This window comes from Mesorhizobium sp. Root552 (genome assembly GCF_001427285.1).
Classification (GTDB): Bacteria; Pseudomonadota; Alphaproteobacteria; order Rhizobiales; family Rhizobiaceae; genus Mesorhizobium.
Window position 1 is genome coordinate 107,577 of sequence record NZ_LMFV01000023.1, and the last position, 21,503, is coordinate 129,079.

The window sequence follows — 21,503 nt, forward strand, 5'->3', positions numbered from 1 at the left end:
CTCAGGTACCAACGCCCTTGCCAACTCGGTTGTCCTCGTTTGTCGCAAGAAGGAAGCGACCGCAGCCACCATCACCCGTGCCGAATTCATCCGTGCGCTAAAGCACGAATTGCCTCCGGCCATAGCTGAGCTTCAAGCCGCTAACATCGCGCCTGCTGATATGCCGCAATCGGCCATCGGCCCCGGGATGGGCGTCTTCTCACGCTATAAGGGTGTGTTGGAAGCCGATGATAAGCCTATGACCGTCAAAACGGCTCTACAACTGATTAATGCCGAACTCGATGACTATCTCGGCGGCATTCAGGGTGAGTTTGACGCCGACACTCGCTTTGCGATCACATGGTTTGAGCAGAATGGATTAAAGGCGGGCGACTATGGGGTCGCCAACAATATCGCGACAGCACGAGGTATTTCTGTCGACAGCGTCAAACATGCAGGAATCGTTGAGAGTGTTGCCGGAAACGTTCGCGTCCTTAAGCGCGATGAGATTGATACTGATTGGGACCCGGATACCGACCCGCATCTGACAATCTGGGAGTGCCTTCAGCATTTGGTTCGATTGCATGAGAAGGATGGCATCTCACACGAGGCTGCTGTCATGTTGAAGAAGATCGGAGACAAGGCGGAGGCGGTCAAAGATTTGGCGTACTGCCTTTACGATATCTGCGCCAACAAGCGGCAGGATGCCAAGGAAGCTACGGCCTACAATGCCCTGATCGCGGACTGGACGGAACTGACGCGCGAAGCAGCAACAATTCACGACACGCGCGGCGACGGCCAGACGCGAATGAACTTATAGGGGGGCACTCATGGCCAAAAGCACACGCCAGCATGTTTTTGAAGGCATGGAATTATTGCCGGAGGGGCTGATCCCCTTCGTCGAAAAGCGCTTGGAAACCTCTGTAACCGGCCATTGGCAGGTCGAAGTCGTGCAGCGCGTTCAGGGGCTGAAGCCCAACAGCCAGGGCACAGCGATCGCGTGGGATCAGCAGGGACTGCTGAAGACTATGATGGCGTTCTGGAAGGATGCCTTCGCAACGGTCTTGGGGCACCCCGAGCGATCATACGTGTCCGAGCTGCTTGATGTCCGTAACAAGCTCGCGCACAACGAAAACTTCACCTACGACGATGCCGAACGCGCGCTGGATACAATGCGGCGGTTGCTTGAAGCCGTGAGCGCTAGCGAGGTCGCGGAGAAGATCAGCGCATCCCGCGATACGATCCTGCGGACCAAGTATGCTGAGCTTCAGCGCAACGAGGAACGCCGGAAGACGCAGCGGAGTGAAATTTCGGTCGAGACCGTGGCCGGGCTTATGCCGTGGCGGGAAGTCGTGGAGCCGCACCAGGACGTGGCGACGGGCGAATTCCAGCAGGCCGAGTTCGCCGCCGACCTCGCCAAGGTCCATAACGGCAGTGCTCCGTCCGAATACCGCAATCCTCGTGAGTTCTTCGCACGCACCTATCTGACTGAGGGTCTCAGCAATTTGCTCGTCGGCGCAGCCAAAAGGCTTGCCGGCGCGGGCGGCGATCCGGTTGTCGAATTGCAGACCAATTTCGGCGGTGGTAAGACCCACTCGATGCTGGCGCTCTACCACATGGTCAGCGGCACCCCGGTCGGGGATTTGCCGGGACTGGACCAGCTTCTCTCAAAGAATGGGTTGACCGTTCCCGCGAAGATCAACCGCGCCGTGCTCGTGGGCACATCGCGCGGCCCGCAGGATGTTATCAGTCTTGAAGGCGGCAGGCAGATTCGCACGACGTGGGGCGAATTGGCTTGGCAGCTGGGCGGCGCGGAATTGTTCGACATGGTCGCCGAGAACGATGCTCGCGGCATCGCGCCGGGTTCCAACCTGCTCGAAGCCATCTTCAAGAAGTGCTCGCCCTGTCTGATCCTGATCGACGAGTGGGTCGCCTATCTGCGGCAAATCTACAAGGTCGATGGACTTCCTTCTGGCTCTTTTGACGCCAACTTGTCCTTCGTCCAGGCTCTCACCGAGGCCGTGAAGGCCAGCCCCGGCACGCTACTTGTCGCTTCGCTTCCGGCCTCCCAAATCGAGGTCGGTGGTGAGGGCGGCCATGAAGCTCTGGCTCGCCTCAAGCAGACCTTCAGCCGCGTCGAGTCGTCGTGGCGACCGGCCTCGCAGGAAGAAAGCTATGAGATCGTCCGTCGCCGTCTCTTCAAGGAAATCCCCGGCGACAAGTTTCATCACCGTGACAACACGCTGAAGCAGTACGCTAAGCTTTACCGGGAGAACGCGAATGATTTCCCGCAAGGCTGCGCGGATGAGGATTACCGGCGAAAGCTGGAGAAGGCCTATCCCATCCATCCCGAACTCTTCGACCAGCTCTATACCAGCTGGGGATCGCTTGAAAAATTCCAGCGGACGCGCGGTGTTTTGCGTCTGATGGCACAGGTTATCCATGAATTGTGGATGGGGAACGACCCGTCGGTCATGATTATGCCCGGCAGCGTTGCGATCAGCTCCGCACGCGTGGAGCCCGAACTGCTCCACTATCTCGACACGAGCTGGCAATCGATCATTGCCGGTGATGTCGATGGCATCACATCGACACCTTATAAGGTAGACCAGTCTGCACCTAACCTGAACCGCTATTCTGCTACGCGCCGCGTTGCGCGTGCCGTGTTCATGGGAACCGCGCCGACACACGGTCAGGAGAATAAGGGACTCGACGACAAGCAGATCAATCTGGGGGTCGTCCAGCCCGGAGAGCGTCCTGCCATTTTTGGCGACGCCCTCAGGCGGTTGACCAACCAGGCCAAATTTATGCACAGCGACCTTGGCCGATACTGGTACTCGATGTCGGCCAGCCTCAACCGGATCGCGGCCGATCGCGCCGGGCAGTTCGAAGAGGCGCTTGTGTTGATGGAAATCGACAAGGCTCTCATCGGCTATGTTAACGGCCTGGGAGATCGCGGGCTCTTCGATGCCATCCAGATCGCACCCGGTAGCTCGTCCGATGTTCCCGATGAACGCGGGGGGGTCCGTGCGGTCGTCCTTGGCGTTGCCCACCCGCATACCGGACACGATGGCTCGGATGCGCACAACGAGGCCAAAGACATCCTGATGCAGCGGGGCAGCACGCCGCGCGTTTACAGGAACATGCTCGTATTTCTGGCAGCGGAGCTGCGCCAGCTGGAAAACCTGAAGTCAGCCATGCGCTCGTCGCTCGCCTGGGCGGAGATCGTGCGGGAAATCGACCGTCTCAATTTGACGCAGAGCGACAGCGCACTGGCCAAGTCAAAGGTGGCGGAGGCGAACGAAACACTCAAAACCCGGATGAAGGAAGCTTGGTGCTACCTTCTCTATCCGGTGCAGGAAAGCGCACAGGCCGACCTTACTTGGACCACGGCAAAGATACCGGCGCAGGACGGCTTGCTGGCTCGTGCAAGCAAGAAGCTGGTAAGCGACGAAGGGCTGCTACCGGAACTCGGTCCCGCCCGACTGGACCGTGAACTCCAAAAGTACATCTGGAACGGCAAATCGCATCTTTCCCTTAAAGATCTCTGGGAATATCTCAATCGTTATACCTACCTTCCCCGCCTGCAAAACCAGCAGGTGCTTGTGAAAGCAGTGCAGGCAGCGATTTCGGGGATGTTGCCGGGACCGTTCGCCTATGCCGAGCGCTGGGATGAGACCACGCAGACCTATCACGGCCTTGCCATTGAGAAAGCGGGTAACGTCCCGGTCGTTATTGACAGCGACAGCGTCATCATCAAACCCGAGGTTGCGATCAGCAAGCTGGTCATCCCCACGCCACCGTCCGGCAGCGATACGGTGACCGATGGACAAGCTGGCGGCACCGGCTCGACGGGACAATCTGGTGATGCGGGAGACACCGGCGGAGCTGGCGCGCCGCCGCCTGAAAAACTGCCCACGAGGTTCATTGGAACGGTCATGATCTCCCCGGAACGTCCGGCACGGGAAATTCACCAAATTGTTGAAGCCATCGTCGAGCAGTTGACGACAATACCCGGCGGGGACGTGTCCTTAAAGCTTGAAATCGACGCGGAAGTTCCTGGAGGCATGGACCGCGCCAAGGTCCGTACCCTCATGGAAAATGCAACAACGCTCGGCTTCATCGATAAAGTCGTGAGCTAGGTTGTGACTCTGGTCTGTGTGAGGTTGGAAAAGAGCTTTGGTGTCGAACGACTTACTGCGCTAGCGGACACACGTGCGTCATTTCGCCGGAGTGATGGCACATTTAAGACCGTGTCCGATACGACGACAAAACTCTTCGCAATCCCGGTTCGTTGCTATTCGCTAGACCAGCTCTCTCCAGTCGTCGGGGCATGGGGCACTCCATATTTCGAGACGACTGTGGGCCTTGGATTCTCCGGGTCCTGCTTTGAGGCGCTGACGGTGATTGCACATATCACCCAGTCACTTTCTGCGCTCGTTGCCCCCGACGGAGACGAGCCCATCCCCACACGCGACGGCCTGACAAATCTGATTGCCAAGCTCTGTGAAGGCTATTTTAGCCAACATAGCGGTGACGGCGACCCCCTGCTTCTGCTTCTCGTCTTCGGCTTCGACGGTCCCAAACCCTGGATCGGGCGAATTACTTGGGATAAGTCGCAGGGGCTCCGATCGACTGTGATGTGGGCAACCGACGATACTTTGGAAACGGTTGGTCAGGATGCGCTATTTCAGCAGCGTGCTGACGATTTGCGGAAGCGCATCCAGAAGCACAGGGACAGGCTGTTTCATAAGCCTGTTTCCTCAATCCCTGACGCAACCTTCGACCGGGCGCTTGAACTTGCCCGATACGAACTTGCTGAGCGTAAATCTACTGAAGAAGAAATGCTCGACCAAATCGAGTCTGAGTTTTTTGCCGGCATCGGTGGCGTGCTGCAGCGCCTTGAGTTGGCAGTAGAAGGAGAACGGGTTGTCGCCGGCTTTACCCAAGATGATCGTAGCTATCTGGACGGCGCGTACTACAGCGTTGCGCCCGGCGCTTCTCTAGGGCCAATAGCGATAGTAGAGAAAATGGGGCGCAAGGTCCGGCGACCCAAGGCCGAACCCAAACCAGACAACGCGACATAAATTAGATAGCTGCTGCAATTACATAGCGGTGCCCAGCTTCATCCTCTCCGGCGCGCCAAATCTCCACCATTCCGGAACAAAACCGGGCACGAAGGTCGGCTATCGACCCCCTTGTGCGCTTCCGGACTGGTCTCACCCAACCCGGAAGCGATCATTCTTGACGCGTTGCGGAGGCAGCCATGCCTCATCGCGTACGGCAGTCCGGCGCATGAGCGGTCAGGGTCTGTTCGTCTATGATTTGAGGGCCGCAGCCACCGCATCCGACAGCCGGGTAGTCGGACGCCCGATCAGCGCCGAAAGCTGGCCTTTGTCGTCGAACAGCGCTCCATTGGAGGCGTCGATGTCGAAGGCGGCCAGAGCACCGGCGAAATCTGCAGGTATACCCACACCCTTCAGCACGGCGGCATATTCATCCTGCGGCAGGTTCTTGTAGGGGATGTCCTTGCCAGTCTGTTTGGAGATCTCCGCCGCGAGATCAGCCAGCGTATAGGCGTCGTCGCCAGCCAACTCGTAGACCTTGCCGTCATGGCCCTCGCCAGTCAGCACGACGACGGCGGCCTCGGCCAGATCGGCGCGCGTTGCCGACGAGATGCGGCCCTCGCCCGCGCTGCCGACAAATGCGCCGGCCTTCACCGCGCCGGGGACCGAGACCGTGTAGTTTTCCGTGTACCAGCCATTGCGCAGAACAGTGTTGGCGATGCCCGACTGTTTCAGGAGGCTTTCGGTTTCTACATGCTCGGGTGCAAGGCTCAGTGACGACGTATCGGCATGGAGCAGGCTCGTATAGACGATGCGCCTCACGCCGGCCTTTTTGGCGGCGTCGATGATATTCCGATGCTGCGCGGCCCGCTTGCCGACCTCGCTGGAGGAAACCAGCATCAGCGTCTCGACGCCTTGCAGCGCCCGGTCGAGGGTTTCGGGCTTCTCGTAATCGGCTGCGCGCACTTCGACGCCGAGGTCGGACGCCTTCTCGACGCTGCGCGCCAGCGCGACGATCTGGCTGGGCTCAATCTTCTGCTTGAGCTTCTGGACGATGAGGCGGCCCAACTGGCCCGAGGCTCCGGTTACGGCGATGGTCATGGCGAGTGACTCCTTGTCTTGATGATCCAAAGCCATGATATAGGCTCATACTAACGCAAAGTAAGTACGCACAGGAAGGTAAGTATGAACATTCACGATGACGGCACGGCGATCGGGCTTTCCGACAAGGTGCATGGCGAGCTTCTGTCGGCAGGTTGTCCTTCGCGCGACGTGCTCAAACATGTGACCAGTCAATGGGGTGTTCTGGTGCTGATCGTGCTGGAAGGAGGAACGCACCGCTTTTCTGAACTGCGCCGCAAGATTGGCGGCGTGAGTGAGCGCATGCTGGCGCAGGCGCTGCAATTGCTGGAGGCGGACGGGTTCGTCTTGCGCCGCGCCTATCCCGTTGTGCCGCCCCATGTGGAATATTCATTGACCCCCCTTGGCGAAGAAGTCGCGGAGAAGGTACGGATTCTGGCCGATTGGATCGAAATCAACTTCCATCGCATTCATGCAAGCGGAGGGAATGCTGAACCGCCGGGATAGCCTGCGGTGGCAGCGTACTGAACTCTGCCGTTTTGATGAATGCCGCTTCGCTGAGACTCTGGACCAGAAACAGGCGGTCTCGCCCCCAAACGCTGGTCACTGCTACAAGAATTATAGAGCGCCTACAATGACATAGCGGTGCCCAGTTTCATCCTCACCGGCGCGCCATTTCACCGGACAAGATTCGAATTCGCTCAATTACCTTGGATATGTTTCGTCCCAGCCTGACGGTGTGGATGGTTGTTGTTCATTTGCAGACGTTCAGTCGCTGCCTGAATCCATGAGGCGCTGGAGGATAGCTTTTGCGTCGCTACTTAGGCGATAGTAGTCGTGCATTCTTTCACAATCTCATCCCCGATGCGGACCGTTTCCCGGATCAGCAGGTCAAGATCACAGCGCCGCGTTCTGTGATTGTCTATCGCAACTCGTAGACAATGTTCGCCATTAACCGTCGTATCCGAGAGAACTGCGATACCTTCTTCTTGCAATCTCAGCATGATTTCGATGTTGAGCGCCTTCAGATCCCCGGAACCCATTCCGTCTGCACGATAGCGAAAGCAGACGATGCTGATGTTTGTCGGCACGACCAGTTCCAAAAGAGGTTCTGCCTCAACCAATGCAGAGAGATAGTGAGCCTGTTCAATGTTCTGGTCGATCAGCCTACCAAATTTCTCGATGCCATGCTCCTTAAGAGCCATCCAGACCTTTAGCGCCCGGAATCCGCGCGAGGTCTGCAGGCTGTAGTCCGAAAGCCAATTGGTCGATGCAAGGCCGCGGGTCGTCATCTCCAGATACTCAGGTGTAACCGCGAATGTGTTGCGATGTGCTGTGGCGTCTCGGACGAGGGCGCAACCGGCTTCGATTGGCGAATGCAGCCATTTGTGTGGATCGAGCGCGACGGAATCGGCGCGTTCAATGCCGGCAACGCGATGGGCATTCGACGGGGCGATGGTGATCAAAGCGCCGATGCAGCCATCGACATGGAACCAGAGGTCCTCGTCTTCCGCCAGATCCGCGAGGGCATGTAAATCATCGATGGCGCCGGTATTGACTGTCCCGGCCGTTCCGATCACGCAGGCAGGTTTGAATCCCGCGGCACGGTCTTCGGCGATAGCTGCCCGCAATGCAGCTAGATCAATTCGCAATGCGGTATCCGTTGGAATGCGTCGTAGGGCCCGATTTCCTAGCCCCAACGCCTCCACTCCCTTGCGGTGGCAACTGTGAACCTGATCAGAACCATAGAAGCGCAAGGGTTTTTCCACGGCAGCCACACCGTGCTCACGCACGTCGATGCCCGCCTTCGCATTCCTTGCCACGGTCAGGCCGATAATATTGGCCATCGAGCCGCCGGCCACCAACGTGCCGCTCGCGGACGCAGGAAAGCCAACCATCTCCTTGCACCAGCCCACCACCTGCTGATCCACCAATGTGGCGGCATGGTTTCCGCCACCAACGTTCGAGCCCTGGACGGCGGCCAAAAAATCTCCCAACGCCCCGGTAAAATTGCTCGCCCCCATGTACCAGGCCCAGAAACGCGGATGGACGTTACCATAGGATAGGGCATCACGTTCTCAGCCACCTCGCGATAGACATCTATCAGCGAAGCCGGCGATTGCGGCAACGGGGATGTGAAAAATGCCTTTACTTCCGCAGGCATCTCCCGCCAAACTGGGCGGTCGCGGACACCACGCAGATAGCCAACCCCGTCGGCCATGATTTGGTGCGCCAGCGCCTCCACATCTGACCAGTTGGCTGGATCAAGTGTTTCTTCGGCAGACATACCGCGGTCTTCCGCTAAGTTACTCATCCGGGAGCCTCTCTGCTGACGTCGAGATAGTATTCGTTTCTTGTCATGGAATCTAGCTGATCGGACTTCCGGATGATCGACGAACGCGGCCACGGGCGGTTTGCAATCGCCGGATCATCGAAGCACTATCGGATCACAGGCCTATGAAATTACAACGCACCTACAATGACATAGCGGTACCCAGTTTCATCCTGACCGGTGCGCCATTTCCAGTTTAACATGCCGCGGCTTGCCGGTCTTGGTCACGGATTGGTCATTTCGCGCGCATCGGGTTCGCCACGCCATCGTTCTCGCTATGCAAACAGGGCGATTACCGCGGCTGACAATCACTAAAGCGAAATGATGACTGGCGTCGCGAGATAGTTCCCGCCGACGGCAGAGGAAAATGCGATGTCATGACAATGCGGCCATTATCCGAGCATGCGTCCAAAAACGCCCACCGCGTCCGACGGGCCGGCTCAGGGTCCGTGTCCCACAGCAAATTCCAGCCGGGTACATGCCTTGCATCGGCCAAAGCATGAGGTCGCCGGAAAACACGACCCCTAACCCTGAGATCTCAGTGCCACGGCCACGTGCCCTAAGGGGTGGCCAGGCGTCGGCTCCAGCCACACTTCGTCATCGAGTTCATGGTCCATATCGACAAGCACAGCTCTTCCGGCCTCGATGATTGGCAGGGCATTATCCTCAAAGGTGCGGATGGCATCGCCAGAGGCCACATGCGTGGCCTCGAACTCACGCCGCGCCATGTAACGGGCGTTGGGAACATTCCATGATGCGCATAAGCGAATATCCAAATTTCTGGAATCTTGCAGTTCTTCGCTGGGGCGCCGCCTCAACTCGTACCGCGCACCCCGCGAAACGTCCCTCAATCATCGTGCTCAGGATGATGCGAGCGTCGCCCATGTTTGCGTACAGTATACGAAAGAAATGAAAGCAGGTGGATGCGGCGGAAGAAAATCCTTCTCATGCTTCCAGGCGTGACAGTTTTCGATCGTATCGAAGGACTTTCGTTCCCGACGCTGCTCGATGCCACCATCGACCAAGACGAGAGAAATCACATGCGCGGTTGCATTCACAGATTGGGGGTCTGCTTTCGCAGCCGTTTGCGCTGCCAGAACAAGAGCAAGAGCGATGATGGGCCTGGTACGTTCCATGTCTTCCTCCACCCCAATCCGGTGTTGGCAGGGTCGCTTGGAAGCGGCGGCCGAATTGGCTAAACTAGGAAGCGCGCCAGGAGGGTGAAATGTCCCGAAAGGCTCCCGAAATTGACCTGAAATATGCTGAAACGATCACGTTCCGCGGTTTTGTCTTTCTGACGAAAGGCAAAGAACTTCAAACCGTCGAAGGCCAAGCGGTCGATCTTCGCAGCCAGTCGGCCGAGGTGCTCTCCGTGCTTGCGGCGCGACCGAGCGAGATCGTGTCCAAGGACGCGCTGATGCAGGCGGTTTGGCCCGATACCTTCGTGACCGACGACAGCCTCACTCAATGCATTGCCGATATTCGCCGCGCGTTGGGCGACCACGAGCACGTGATCGTGGAAACCCACCCCAAGCGAGGTTACCGGCTGAATGCCGATCCATTGGGTGCGGCTGACCCAAACGCCGCAGCCGGCCCGGAACGCGCCAAGACACTGTTCTCGCAACGCGGCTTCATTCTGGCTGCACTCGTTCTCGTTGCGGCAGCGATCGGCGCATACTACGGCGCGGAAATATGGCGGGCCGCCCCGGTTCGTCTCAGCGACATGCCCCGGATTGCGGTTCTTCCCTTCGAAGACATGAGTACCACCGCGGACGAGGGATATCTCAGCGATGCCGTTGCCGAAGGGATCATCACCGAGTTGTCGCGCAGCAAGACCTATGCCGTCATCGCGCGGAACTCGAGTTTCAGATACCGCGACCAGTCGCTCGACGTCCGGAAGATCGGAGACGAGCTCGGTGTTGACTACCTGCTCGAAGGCAGCCAGCAGAAGAACGGAGACCGGCTGAAAGTGACCGCCCAGTTGCTAGATGCGCGCGACGGATCGCATCTGTGGGCGAATACCTACAACCGGGAGATCGGCGATCTGTTCGTCGTCCAGGAAGAAATCATCCGCACGCTTGCGGATCGGGTCGGACGCAGGATCGAGCGCCCCCTGCCGGAAAGTGATGCCGCGCAGGTCAGTGCGCTTCACTATCACCTGACGGGGGTCGCCGAGATCCGCAAAGATAATTCCGCCGCGGGAAGCGAAAAACTGCGGCAATTGAGCCGCAAGGCGGTCGAAGCGGATCCGAACGCCCAGTTCGGCTATATCGGGCTGGCCTGGTCCTATCGCTTTGATGCGGTCTTCGGGTGGCGTGAGCAGGAGTATGACCGGAACGAAGCGTTGAAGCGCGGCGCCGAGTATGCGGACAAGGCCATCCTGATCGCGCCGGATGATGCCGAGGCGCATCATGTCCGCGCCCGCATCCATACCGAAGCCGGCGAGATGGAGCAGGCGCTTGCACGGTTCGACCAGGCGATCGCCCTCAACCCCAGCAACTCGAACATCCTTGTCGGCAGCACGGACGCGCTGCTCTATGTGGGCCGCACCGATGAAGCGATCAACCGGATCGAGCACGCCAAGGGCATCGATCCTTTCCACCCTGACTGGTTTCACTGGCAGATGGGCTGGGCGCTCTGGGAAAAGAACGACTGCGAGGCGGCGCTGGCGGCGATGCGCAAAATGTCGAGAATTCCGAACGGCGCACAGCGAATGCTCGCGGGCATCCACGCTTGTCTGGGAAACGAGCTGGAGGCGAAGGAAGCGCTGGCAGTTTTTCTCAAAGACTCAGCCGGCGAGTCCATCAGCAAGGAACGCAGGGAGTGGGAAAAGATTTGGACCGCGCCCGGAAGCCTCGACCGCTGGATCGAACACATGCGGATCGCTGGCCTGCCGGAGTGAACGGCTTTCCGCATGCGGTCCGGCTGAAAACCGGTCAAGCTATCGTGTTATGCGCCCCGATTGCCCAAGAAGGGCTTTTCAGTCTGAGCCCTGATCTCAGAAACATAGGTGCGACAATGACATAGCGGTGCCCATTTTCATCTCGTCCGGTGCGCCAGAAATCTTTTCAAACTCAGGCATGTAAGCTCGAGGCCGGCGCCTGGAATGAGTTTCAGTCACGGAAATTGCGGCATCGCCAAGTTGGCTATTCGCTCGGCCACCGCAGATTCAAACAATTTTCCCTGTTAGCAAGGCGCAATTATTTCGGTTGGCCTGATGGCTAGATAAATCGTGGGTTGTAACGAAATTCGCCTATGACAATTCATGCCCGCAGAGCTTCCGTTTAACCGGAAAGCAGGTAGGCGCACGCGGCCTTGTCGTAGTCGCGGATGACGTAACCGTCTTCAAAGAGCCGCGTCAGCGTATCGCGTACGCGCAGGCGTTCGGCGTGGGCCGTGCCGGAATCACTTGCCAAAAGGGTGTCGAAATCGGCTGGAATCGTGACGCGCGGACCAGCCCGGTCGCAAACCGGGTACGCGCCCAGCTCGTCGTTTGCGCGGCGACCCGCATGCTCGGAGCCGATATGCCATTCCGCAAGCAGGCGGTCGGATGGCAATCCTGCGTTGATGCCTCCCATCGTGCCGTAGTAGTCGCTGTAATAAACCGATGCCTCGGCGCCCAGCCTGCCGATGTTGAGGTAGGCGTTGGCATGCCGCAACGGATCGAAGGTCCAGCGCACGAGAGTGATGCCGCGCTCCAGGCACCATTGCCGCTGATAGCGCTTCAGGCCCAGGCCGATGCCTCCGCCGCGCGCGACAGGATGAACGGCCAGCCTATGCGAGTGCTGGATCCCGGGGTCCCTGGTCGGAAACCCGAACACATAACCGGTCAATTTGCCGTCGAGGAAAGCGCCGCCAACCAGTCCTCCTTCTTGCTGGATGACCATCATGAGGTCGGCGGGATCTTCCTTGTCGCCCTTGCCCCAAACCTCGCGTTGCAGTCCCTCGGCTGCTGAGAACTCCTCCATGCCGGAGAGCTCGCGGTATTCAACGGTGCTCACGCCGCAAACGTCTCCTTGCCGACCGTCACTTGGTCGAGGAATTTCCAATCCAGCGTGACGCCAATTCCGGCTCCCTCAGGTACTGGCATCAGACCGTTGGTCGCTTCAAGCGGTTCATTGACGATGTCCCTGGCGAAATAGAAGCTTGAGCTTGCAGTATCGCCAGGCTTGCGGAAGTTGGGCAGCGTGGAAAGGTGGATGTTGTGGGCGCGGCCGATGCCTGCTTCCAGCATGCCGCCGCACCAGACCGGGGCTCCCCAGGCGGCTGCGATGTCGTGAATGCGGCGCGATTCAAGATGGCCGCCGACCCGCCCCGCCTTGATGTTGATGATCCGCGCGGCTCCATGTTGCAGCGCCTTGCGCGCATCGGCGACGCTGCGGATGCATTCGTCGAGGCAGATGGGTGTGCGCAGTTGCGCTTGCAGCGTGGAATGGTCGTGAATGTCGTCCCAGGCGAGCGGTTGTTCGATATATTCGAGATTGGCGCCATCGAGCGCTTGTAGGGTGGCAGTATCGGCCAATGAATAGGCGCTGTTGGCATCGACGCTCAGGCTGGCGTCGGGCAATGCCTTGCGCACTGCATCAACCAGCGCCAGGTCGTGACCCGGCATGATCTTCAGCTTGATCCGCTTGTAGCCGAGGGCGTGATGCTTGCAGGCCCGTTCGACGGTTTCGTCGATTGTCCTGATGCCGAGGGAAACACCCACCGCCACACTGTCGGTAGTACCTCCGAGCAGCGTTTTCAACGGCAAGCGAAGCGACTTGGCCCACAAGTCCCAGAACGCCATTTCAGCGGCAGCCTTGGCCATTTGGTGGCCGCGCCAGGGAAGCAGAAGCTTTTCCAGAGCTGTGGGACTTTCGAAGCTGGCGCCTACCATCTGCGGCAGAAGCACATCCCGCAGCAGCGCCATCGTTCCGGCGATCGTTTCATCCAGGTAGTCAGGCAACGGATCGCAGACGGCTTCACCGTAACCCTCGATACCGTCGCCATAGAGGATGAGCAGTGGAAAGGTTTTGTCGACCATCGTCCCGGTCGAGATCGTAAACGGCGCCAAGAGAGGCAGGCGAACCAGCCTCAGTTCCGCGCGGTCGATCCGTATCGGCGCCATTGTGCCTGAAGGGGAGGTTCGCAGCATAGAAGGTTCTGCTTCCGTGATTGCCATGCCGGTCAAGCTACGAGTTTTCTAGTTTTCTTGCAACATTGACGGTATGCTATCTTTCTGTCATCGTTGCCGGATGAAGCAAGAAATCGATCTGGACAAAGCGCCGTCCGATCTGGTTCAGCGCCTGAAGGCAAGTCTTGGTAAAGCCACCAGGACTGAAAGCGCCATTGCCAACTACATCCTTGGCAACCTCCAGAGCCTTCCCTTTGAAACCGCAGCCTCGCTTGGGCAGAAGGTCGGCGTAAGCGAGGCTTCGATCGGCCGCTACTGCCGGACCATCGGCTATCGTCATTTCAAGGACCTGAAGGGGAGGCTACAGGCCGACCTGGGCGACACGGCCTGGCTGATCGGCGATCGGCTGCGCGACTTCCATGCGCGAAGCCTCGAGGGTGCGACAGAATTGGCGCACGCTCTGGAGAAAGAGATCGCGGCTGTCGTCGCCGTTTACGAAGTGGCCGCCACGGCAGACTTCACCCGCGCGGTCGAGCGCCTGACCAGATGCAAAGAGGTATATGTTGCCGGCTTCCAGACCGAGCGCGGTCATGCGGCGCAGCTGGTCCACAATCTCCAGTACCTGCGCCCCGGCGTTCATCTTGCTGATCTTGCCGGTGGGCATTTTGCAGAGATCCTTCTCGCTGACCCAAGGTCGACAGCCCTGGTCCTGATAGACGGCCGACGCTATTCGCGCCTCACTCAACGTCTTGCCGTGGAAGCAAAAGCAGCAGGCATCGGCGTCACGTTGATCACCGATCCCTATTGCGACTGGGCGCATGGCAACGCTGACGAAGTATTCGTCGTGCAGACCGATCTCAACAATTTCTGGGACACGACATCGGCGATGTCGAGCCTGGTCGGCTTGATCGTCAGCGGCGTCTTCAAGGAACTCGGTGCCGGCGTGGAGGAACGGATGGCTCGGATATCGTCGCTCTACAACGAGTTCGTCGGCCATACCGGCATCCAGAGGACACCGCAAAAACAGGACTGAAAAAAGAGGGAGGACTACCGCAATGAGGAAGTTGTTGGCCAAGGCCGCGCTTGCGGCCGGCATATGCTTTGCGGGCTTGTGCGCTGCGGTTCCCGCAGTGTTCGCCCAGGAAGCGACCATCGTGTTCAATACCAACGAAGTCGGCGCGCCGACCTACAATCCGATCAAGGCGTCGATGCTCAACGCCGCGACCGGTCTCATCTACGACATGCTGGTGGAACAGGATGCGGACCTGTCGTTTCATCCGCATCTGGCGGAGAGCTGGGAGGAAGCGGCTGATGGCATGTCCTGGGTTTTCCACCTGAAGAAGGGCGTTACCTTCCACAACGGCGAACCATTCAACGCGCAGACCATTCCAGCCTGGCTTGAATTGTTCAAGGAAAGCGACAACGCCTACATGAGCGAGGCGATCGACAAGGTCGAGGTTGTCGACGACTACACCGTCAAGTTCGCCATGAAGCACCCTGACCCCAACCTGCTGTACAATCTGTCCAGTACCTTCATGGCCATTCCGGAACCAAAGGCCTACAAGGCGTTGGGCGACAAGTTCGGCGTGACGGAAGCGATCGGCACGGGTCCCTACAAGCTGGAAAGTTTCAACGTCGGCTCCGAGACGGTGCTGGTGCGCAATGATGCCTATACCTGGGGATCGCCGCTGTCGAAGAACACCGGTCCGGCCAAGATCCAGAAACTGACGTTTCGCGAGATCGCTGAGGAATCGACCGCCTTCCTGGAACTCAAGACCGGCGGCGTCGACATGCTTCTGGGCGTGCCTACCGATTTCATGGGCGAGTTGAAGTCGGAGCCGAACATAACCGTCCTGACGCTGCCCGGCAGTGAAGTCGCCTACATGTCGATCAACGTCACCTCGGCTCCGTTCACCGACATCAAGGTCCGCGAGGCTGCGGCATTTGCCATCAACCAGCAGGAGATACTGGATTCGATTTATGGCGGCGTCGGCGCCGTCGCCAACACGTTCCTCATCAGTGCCTTGCCGGAATCGCAAGTCGATCCGAAATATCTCGTCAAATACGATCCCGAGCGGTCCAAGACCCTGCTCGACGAGGCCGGCTGGAAAATGGCCGATGACGGAATAAGGGCGAAGGACGGCGCTCCGCTGAAAGTATCCTTGTGGACACAGAGCGACACGTCGTTCCGCCGCCTGTCGGAAGTCGTGCAGGCGCAGCTGAAAGCGGTCGGTATCGATGCCGAGATCACCTCTTTCGACAGTTCCTCGATACGTGACCAGTACAAGTCCGGCAAACAGCAGTTGGCCGTTCGCTCCTACGAATGGAACAATGCCGACATCGTCGACTGGTTCTTCGGTGGCGACAGGCTGGGCTATCCCAACACGTCCATGTTCAACGATCCGAAAGCCGAGGAACTGCGGAAGAAAGCCATGTCGGGCTCGGCCAACAGCGAGCAGAGGCAGGCCAACTTCAAGACCTATCACGAATATGTCCTGTCGCAGTTTCCCTTGGCGCCGATCTACCAGCCAACGGTCAACGTTGCCTACAACAAGGACCGCCTGGTGTTGCCTGAACAAATCCACGGCACGGAAGTAGGTCCCGTGACCTTCATGGACATGACGGTCAAGGAGTAGAGCGCGAAACGGCGAAAAGAGGACAGAGCGGGGCCGCAATGACCGCATATATAGTCAGACGGCTTCTGATGCTGGTGCCGGTCTTTCTTGCGGTGTCGGTGGTTATTTTCCTGATCATCCATCTGATCCCGGGAGACCCTGTCGACAACCTCATCAAGATCGGCTCGGGCCCCGAACAGCGCGCGGCTATTGTCGCGCGCTATGGGCTGGACCGCAGCTTGCCGGAGCAATACCTGATCTGGCTGGCGGGCCTTTTGCGCGGCGACCTCGGAACCGCGATCGTCGCGCAACGGCCCGTTTCCACATTGATCGCGCAGGCGCTGCCGCATTCGCTGGCATTGGGTGGCCTGTCATTGCTGGTGTCGGCGGGGGCCGGTATCGTTCTCGGGGCGGTCGCCATGCGCTACCGCGATGGCCCGATTGACCAAGCCATCATGGGCGGCGTGCTTCTCGGCTCGACCCTGCCGACCTTTTGGCTCGGCCTGCTCATGATCCTGCTGTTTTCGGTCGTGCTTGGCTGGTTTCCAGTCTCGGGGGCGCGGACCTGGTCTTCGCTCGTTCTGCCTGTGATGACCATCGGGCTGGCGGGCACCGCTCTTGTCGTACGCGTTACGCGCATTGCGATGATCGAAGCTGCGCAAAAGGATTTCGTTCTGCTTTTGCACGCCAAAGGCTTGTCGCCGTCCCGTATCAGGCTGCGCCATGTGCTGCGCCACGCGCTGACGCCAGTGGTCACGATACTGGCGTTGCGGATTGGCTGGATACTTGGCGGTGCAGTTACCGTCGAGGTCGTGTTCGCCCGTCCGGGCCTCGGCACCTTGCTGATCAAGGCGCTCAACCAGCACGACTATCCGGTCGTCCAGGCCTGCTTGCTCATGCTTGCCATGGCGGTGATGCTGGGAACGCTCGTGGGCGATATCCTTCAGGCGGCAATAGATCCACGGGTAAGGGCGAACCTCAAATGACAGGCGCCGCGTCATCCGCCCGCCCGGCCTTGCGCGACAACCTTTTCGCCAGGGCTTTCCGCACGAAGACCGGCGCAATAGCCGGCGGATGGCTGGTGCTGCTCGCCCTGGCGGCCATTTTTGCCCATCTGCTCACACCCTATGAGTACGATATCCAGCAACTGAGTGCTGCCTACAGCCCGCCCAGCCTGTCGCATTGGCTGGGAACGGACGAGTTCGGCCGCGATCTTCTCACCCGCATATTGTACGGCGCGCGCATCTCGCTTTCGGTTTCGGTCATCTCCATCGGTCTATCGGTGTTGGCAGGGATGGTGCTGGGCGCAGCAGCGGGATACTTCGGCGGACGCCTTGATCGCATGATTACGACCGTCATCGATTTGAGTTGGTCATTCCCGGAAATCCTCGTGGCGCTGATCCTGGTCGCAATCATCGGACCGGGGGTAACCGGCACAATGGTTGCCATCACCGTTGCCTATCTGGCGCAGTTCGCACGCCTGACGCGCGCGCAGGTCATGGCCATCAAGTCCGAGACATTCATCGAAGCTGCATCGGGCCTTGGCGCCTCGCATCGCCACATCCTGTTTCGACACCTCCTGCCGAACGCGATCACGCCGGTGCTGGTAAGCGGCATGCTGGCTACCGGGGATGCAATTATCCTGGAGGCGACGCTCGGCTTTTTCGGCCTTGGCGCGCAACCGCCGACGCCGAGTTGGGGCGCAATGATGTCGTCGGGCACAGCCCTGTTGTTCAAGGCGCCATGGATCATCATCTTTCCGGGCCTTGCAGCCGCAATCACCGTCGTCAGTATCAACCTGTTCGGCGATGCGCTGATCGCCGGGCTCGATGTCCGTTCACGACCGAGAGTCGAATGAGGAACCGTCATGGGGCTTCTTGAGGTCGATCGGCTGTCGGTAGGTATCGGCCGGCTCACATTGCTCGAAGAAATCACTTTCGAGGTGGATAGAGGCGAAATCCTTGGACTGGTCGGCGAATCCGGATCCGGCAAGTCGCTGACCGCCTTGGCAATTGCCGGCCTGTTGCCGCTGATCGGAGCGCGCGTGACGGCTGGAGCCGTCCGCTTCGACGACACCGACCTGACCAGGCTGGACGAATACAGGCTTCGCAAGTTCCGGGGCCGCAGGATCGCCTTCATCACCCAAAATCCGATGACGGCACTGGACCCGCTTCAACCGGTCGGCGAACAGGTCGATGTCGTGGCAAGGCTGCATCTCGGTCTGCCGGCGGACGTCGCCCGCAGCCGGACAATCGAAATCCTGACGCAGTTGCGCATACCGGAAGCCGCCACGATCTATCGTCAGTATCCACATCAACTCTCCGGCGGCATGAAACAGCGGGTGGTCATCGCCATGGCGCTCGCCGGCGAGCCGGACCTTATCGTCGCGGATGAGCCGACAACCGCGCTCGACGTGACTGTTCAGGCGCAGATCATACATCTGCTCACCTCGCTGGTTCGGGAACGCGGGCTGGCGCTTGTGCTGATTACTCACGACATGGGTGTCGTGGCGCAATGCTGCGACCGGGTCGCGGTCCTATATGCCGGCCGGCTCGCTGAACAACAGGGCGTGAGATCGCTGTTTGCAGCGCCTGCCCATCCCTACACCCACGCGCTGATCGATTGCATTCCCAAGGACGGCATGGCACGCGGCAGCCTGACCGGGATCGCCGGTTCCGTGCCCTCCGTGGCGCATTTTCCTTCCGGATGCCGGTTTCATCCGCGCTGTATCGGGCGTCAGTCGGTATGTGAGGCGAGCGTTCCTGCCGCAACGGCGTTGCCGGGCGGTGCGGTTGCTTGCCATTTCCCGCTCAATGGCGACGCACGACATGGCTGATGCCGCCAACCTTCTGGTTATTGACCGGCTTACCAAGCGCTTCGACAGCGGCGCGGGCCTGTTCGCGCCGCGCCGTAGCATGACGGCGGTGCGCGATGTCAGCCTTGGCGTCAGCCGTGGATCGGTGGTCGGCGTGGTCGGCGAGAGCGGTTGCGGAAAGTCGACTTTGGCGCGGCTGGTACTGCGTCTGCTGGAGCCGACCCAAGGGACCGTGCATTTCGACGGTGTCGATCTCGGCAAGCTTGCGCCACGTGATCTGCGCCGGGCGCGCCGGCGCATGCAGATGGTGTTCCAGGACCCTTACTCCTCGCTCGACCCACGCTTTACGATCGAGCAGGTTGTGGGCGAACCCTTTGCCGTGCAGGGCGAAGCGCTTCCGCCGGGGCGGATCGCTGAACTGCTCGATCAGGTCGGCCTTGCCGGGGAAATTGCGCGCAGCTATCCGCACCAGCTTTCGGGTGGTCAACGCCAGCGGGTGGGTGTTGCCCGGGCGCTGGCGCTTAGGCCTGATCTGCTCGTGCTTGACGAACCCACGGCTTCGCTCGACGTCTCCATTCAGGCGCAGATCATAAAATTGCTTCAGGACCTGAAGCAGGATCTCGGTCTCACCTACCTCTTCATTTCGCACGACCTCGGCCTGGTACGCTATTTCTGCGACCGGATCATCGTCATGTATCTGGGCGCCGTGGTCGAAGAGCTTCCGTCTCCGAGCACCGAGCCGCGCCATCCGTATACGCGCGCGCTGCTCGACAGCACGTTCAGTCCCGATCCCGGCAAACGACGGCATCTCGCATCGCTGACCGGTGAAATCCCTTCCGCCTTCAATCTCCCCAAGGGTTGTGCCTTTGCGGCGCGCTGTTCGCGCGCATCATCACGCTGCCTCAGCGAGCGGCCGACCCTGACAACGCACGCAAGCGGGCATCGCGCAGCCTGCTTTCATCCCATAGTCGCCGACGAGAAGGAGCCATCATGAGCAAGCATGTGCTGACAGCCGAGTTCCAGCATGAAAGCAACACGTTCAAGAAGGGTGCCACCATGCTTGCCGATTTCGAGGCGGAAGCGTTGGCCGAGGGCGAGGCCGCGATTGCCGCATACGGTAGTGCAAATACCGAACTGGCCGGCTTCCTCGACGCGTCGCGTGAAGCTGGCTGGAACATGCAGCACGTCATCAGCGCTCATGCGGGGCCCGGTGCCCGCGTGGCGCGGGCAACCTTCGACCATATCGCCGGCAAGATCTGCGATGCAGCGCGCGCCGAAAAGGACAGTCTCGACGGCATACTCCTTGGCCTGCACGGCGCAATGGTGCCGGATTTTTGCGAAGACGGCGAGGGCGAGTTGCTGTCGCGCCTGCGCGCGATCGTCGGGCCGGACATGCCGATCGCCATCGTGCTTGACCTTCACGCCAATGCCACCCCGCAAATGTGCGAACTGGCGGACATCATCGTGTCGTACAAGACCTATCCGCATATCGATATGCGCGAGCGCGGATTGCAGGCCGGGCGAATTCTTGAGCAAACGATGAGCGGCCGTATCGACCCGGCGACCTTGCGCGCGCATCGGCCCATGCTTGATGAAATCAATGCCGGCCGCTCCGACGCCGGCCCGATGGTCGCCGTCTACGAGCGCGCCCGCATTTTCGAGATGGAGCCGGGTATTCACGCCGTTTCGATTAACGCGGGCTTTTCGGACGCCGACATCAGGGAGGTCGGGCCAACCGTGCTCGTTACCTATGACCGCAATATTGCCGGTGTCGAAGCGCGCGCCCGTAGTATGGCCGAAGAGCTTTCGGATGCCATCTGGGAGTCCCGCTTCGCCAGCGAGAACCGCTACCTCGAAGTGGAGGAAGCTGCCGCCATCGCATCCGGTTTCGACGCATCGAAAGGCCCGCTGATCATTGCGGATTATTCCGACAATCCTGGGTCCGGCGCCTATGGCGACGCGACCAATCTGCTAAAGGCGATGCTGGATGCCAGATTGCAGAATGCGGCCTTCGGTCCGATGATCGATCCCGAAGCTGCTGCCCAACTCACCGCGCACAAGGTAGGGGATCGGGTGAAGCTACGGCTCGGTGGCAAAAACGATCCGGCTTTCGGCGGCGGACCGCTTGAGGTCGAAGGTGAAATTCGCCTGATCAGCGATGGCCGGTTCATCGGGGATGGACCTATCATCAGCGGCCTGCATCACAGCTTCGGCCCGACGGCCGTTCTGCGCATCGACGGAATCGATGTGCTGGTCGTGAGCGGCAATTCGCAAATGCTGGACCAGCAACAGTTCAAGGCGTTCGGAATCATGCCAGCGGAGAAATCGGTCATCGGGCTGAAATCCATGCAGCATTTTCGCGCTGCTTTCGAACCGATTTCTGGCCGCGTCATCGTCTGCGACAGCGGCGCGTTGTCGACGCCACAATATCACCGCCGCCACTATCGCAACGTGCCGCGCCCGATATTTCCGCTCGATCGGGACGTCACGCTCTAGCAAA

The 21,503-nt window shown here is 59.6% G+C and carries 16 protein-coding genes and 1 pseudogene; 12 read left to right on the forward strand and 5 right to left on the reverse strand.

Annotated features, from left to right (window positions below):
* The first annotated feature begins 809 nt into the window (after positions 1-809).
* Complete coding sequence (locus ASD50_RS11320) at positions 810-4,121, forward strand: DUF499 domain-containing protein (protein ID WP_056240747.1); 3,312 nt, start codon at positions 810-812, stop codon at positions 4,119-4,121.
* Between the two features lie 219 nt (positions 4,122-4,340).
* Positions 4,341-5,066, forward strand: coding sequence for a hypothetical protein (locus ASD50_RS11325; RefSeq protein ID WP_156465038.1), 726 nt, complete (start codon positions 4,341-4,343; stop codon positions 5,064-5,066).
* A gap of 231 nt (positions 5,067-5,297) precedes the next feature.
* On the opposite strand, the gene ASD50_RS11330 is transcribed toward ASD50_RS11325, so the two are convergent.
* Complete coding sequence (locus ASD50_RS11330; RefSeq protein WP_014131772.1) at positions 5,298-6,146, reverse strand: SDR family oxidoreductase; 849 nt, start codon at positions 6,144-6,146, stop codon at positions 5,298-5,300.
* 84 nt (positions 6,147-6,230) lie between these two features.
* Between ASD50_RS11330 and ASD50_RS11335 the strand changes: the two genes are divergently transcribed.
* Positions 6,231-6,632 (forward strand): winged helix-turn-helix transcriptional regulator, encoded by a 402-nt coding sequence (locus ASD50_RS11335; protein ID WP_056240753.1) that lies wholly within the window; start codon positions 6,231-6,233, stop codon positions 6,630-6,632.
* Between the two features lie 314 nt (positions 6,633-6,946).
* Here ASD50_RS11335 and ASD50_RS11340 read toward each other — a convergent pair.
* Positions 6,947-8,439 (reverse strand): annotated as a pseudogene (locus tag ASD50_RS11340) (pyridoxal phosphate-dependent decarboxylase family protein).
* Between the two features lie 584 nt (positions 8,440-9,023).
* Between ASD50_RS11340 and ASD50_RS23690 the strand changes: the two are divergent.
* Complete coding sequence (locus ASD50_RS23690) at positions 9,024-9,212, forward strand: hypothetical protein (RefSeq protein ID WP_210168931.1); 189 nt, start codon at positions 9,024-9,026, stop codon at positions 9,210-9,212.
* Between the two features lie 105 nt (positions 9,213-9,317).
* Here ASD50_RS23690 and ASD50_RS23095 read toward each other — a convergent pair whose 3' ends face one another.
* Entirely contained in the window at positions 9,318-9,593 is a 276-nt protein-coding gene (locus ASD50_RS23095) for a hypothetical protein (protein WP_156465039.1), read from the reverse strand.
* An 89-nt stretch (positions 9,594-9,682) separates the two neighbouring features.
* On the opposite strand from ASD50_RS23095, the gene ASD50_RS11355 reads away from it, so the two are divergent.
* Positions 9,683-11,359 (forward strand): winged helix-turn-helix domain-containing tetratricopeptide repeat protein, encoded by a 1,677-nt coding sequence (locus ASD50_RS11355; RefSeq protein WP_056240762.1) that lies wholly within the window; start codon positions 9,683-9,685, stop codon positions 11,357-11,359.
* Between the two features lie 382 nt (positions 11,360-11,741).
* On the opposite strand, the gene ASD50_RS11360 is transcribed toward ASD50_RS11355, so the two are convergent.
* On the reverse strand, positions 11,742-12,458 hold the full coding sequence (locus ASD50_RS11360) for a GNAT family N-acetyltransferase (RefSeq protein ID WP_082549598.1): 717 nt from the start codon (positions 12,456-12,458) through the stop codon (positions 11,742-11,744).
* Positions 12,455-13,594, reverse strand: coding sequence for an o-succinylbenzoate synthase (menC, locus tag ASD50_RS11365; protein WP_244484494.1), 1,140 nt, complete (start codon positions 13,592-13,594; stop codon positions 12,455-12,457). The genes ASD50_RS11360 and menC overlap by 4 nt, the downstream gene beginning before the upstream one ends.
* Before the next feature lie 100 nt (positions 13,595-13,694).
* On the opposite strand from menC, the gene ASD50_RS11370 reads away from it, so the two are divergent.
* From ASD50_RS11370 to ASD50_RS11400, 7 genes are read left to right on the forward strand one after another with little or no spacing between them, the layout of a single operon-like run.
* Positions 13,695-14,606 carry a MurR/RpiR family transcriptional regulator gene (locus ASD50_RS11370; RefSeq protein ID WP_056240766.1) on the forward strand — a complete coding sequence of 304 codons (912 nt, stop codon included), beginning with the start codon at positions 13,695-13,697 and terminating at the stop codon, positions 14,604-14,606.
* A gap of 22 nt (positions 14,607-14,628) precedes the next feature.
* Entirely contained in the window at positions 14,629-16,209 is a 1,581-nt protein-coding gene (locus ASD50_RS11375) for an ABC transporter substrate-binding protein (protein WP_056240769.1), read from the forward strand.
* Positions 16,210-16,247: 38 nt separating this feature from the next.
* Positions 16,248-17,174 carry an ABC transporter permease gene (locus ASD50_RS11380; RefSeq protein WP_056240774.1) on the forward strand — a complete coding sequence of 309 codons (927 nt, stop codon included), beginning with the start codon at positions 16,248-16,250 and terminating at the stop codon, positions 17,172-17,174.
* Positions 17,171-18,046, forward strand: coding sequence for an ABC transporter permease (locus ASD50_RS11385; protein WP_056240777.1), 876 nt, complete (start codon positions 17,171-17,173; stop codon positions 18,044-18,046). Before ASD50_RS11380 ends, ASD50_RS11385 begins: the two co-directional genes overlap by 4 nt.
* Positions 18,047-18,055: 9 nt before the next feature.
* Positions 18,056-19,024 carry an ABC transporter ATP-binding protein gene (locus tag ASD50_RS11390; RefSeq protein WP_056240780.1) on the forward strand — a complete coding sequence of 323 codons (969 nt, stop codon included), beginning with the start codon at positions 18,056-18,058 and terminating at the stop codon, positions 19,022-19,024.
* Complete coding sequence (locus ASD50_RS11395) at positions 19,017-19,997, forward strand: oligopeptide/dipeptide ABC transporter ATP-binding protein (protein ID WP_082549618.1); 981 nt, start codon at positions 19,017-19,019, stop codon at positions 19,995-19,997. Before ASD50_RS11390 ends, ASD50_RS11395 begins: the two co-directional genes overlap by 8 nt.
* Positions 19,994-21,499, forward strand: a complete 1,506-nt coding sequence (locus ASD50_RS11400) for a M81 family metallopeptidase (RefSeq protein WP_056240787.1) — start codon at positions 19,994-19,996, stop codon at positions 21,497-21,499. The genes ASD50_RS11395 and ASD50_RS11400 overlap by 4 nt, the downstream gene beginning before the upstream one ends.
* Positions 21,500-21,503 lie beyond the last annotated feature (4 nt).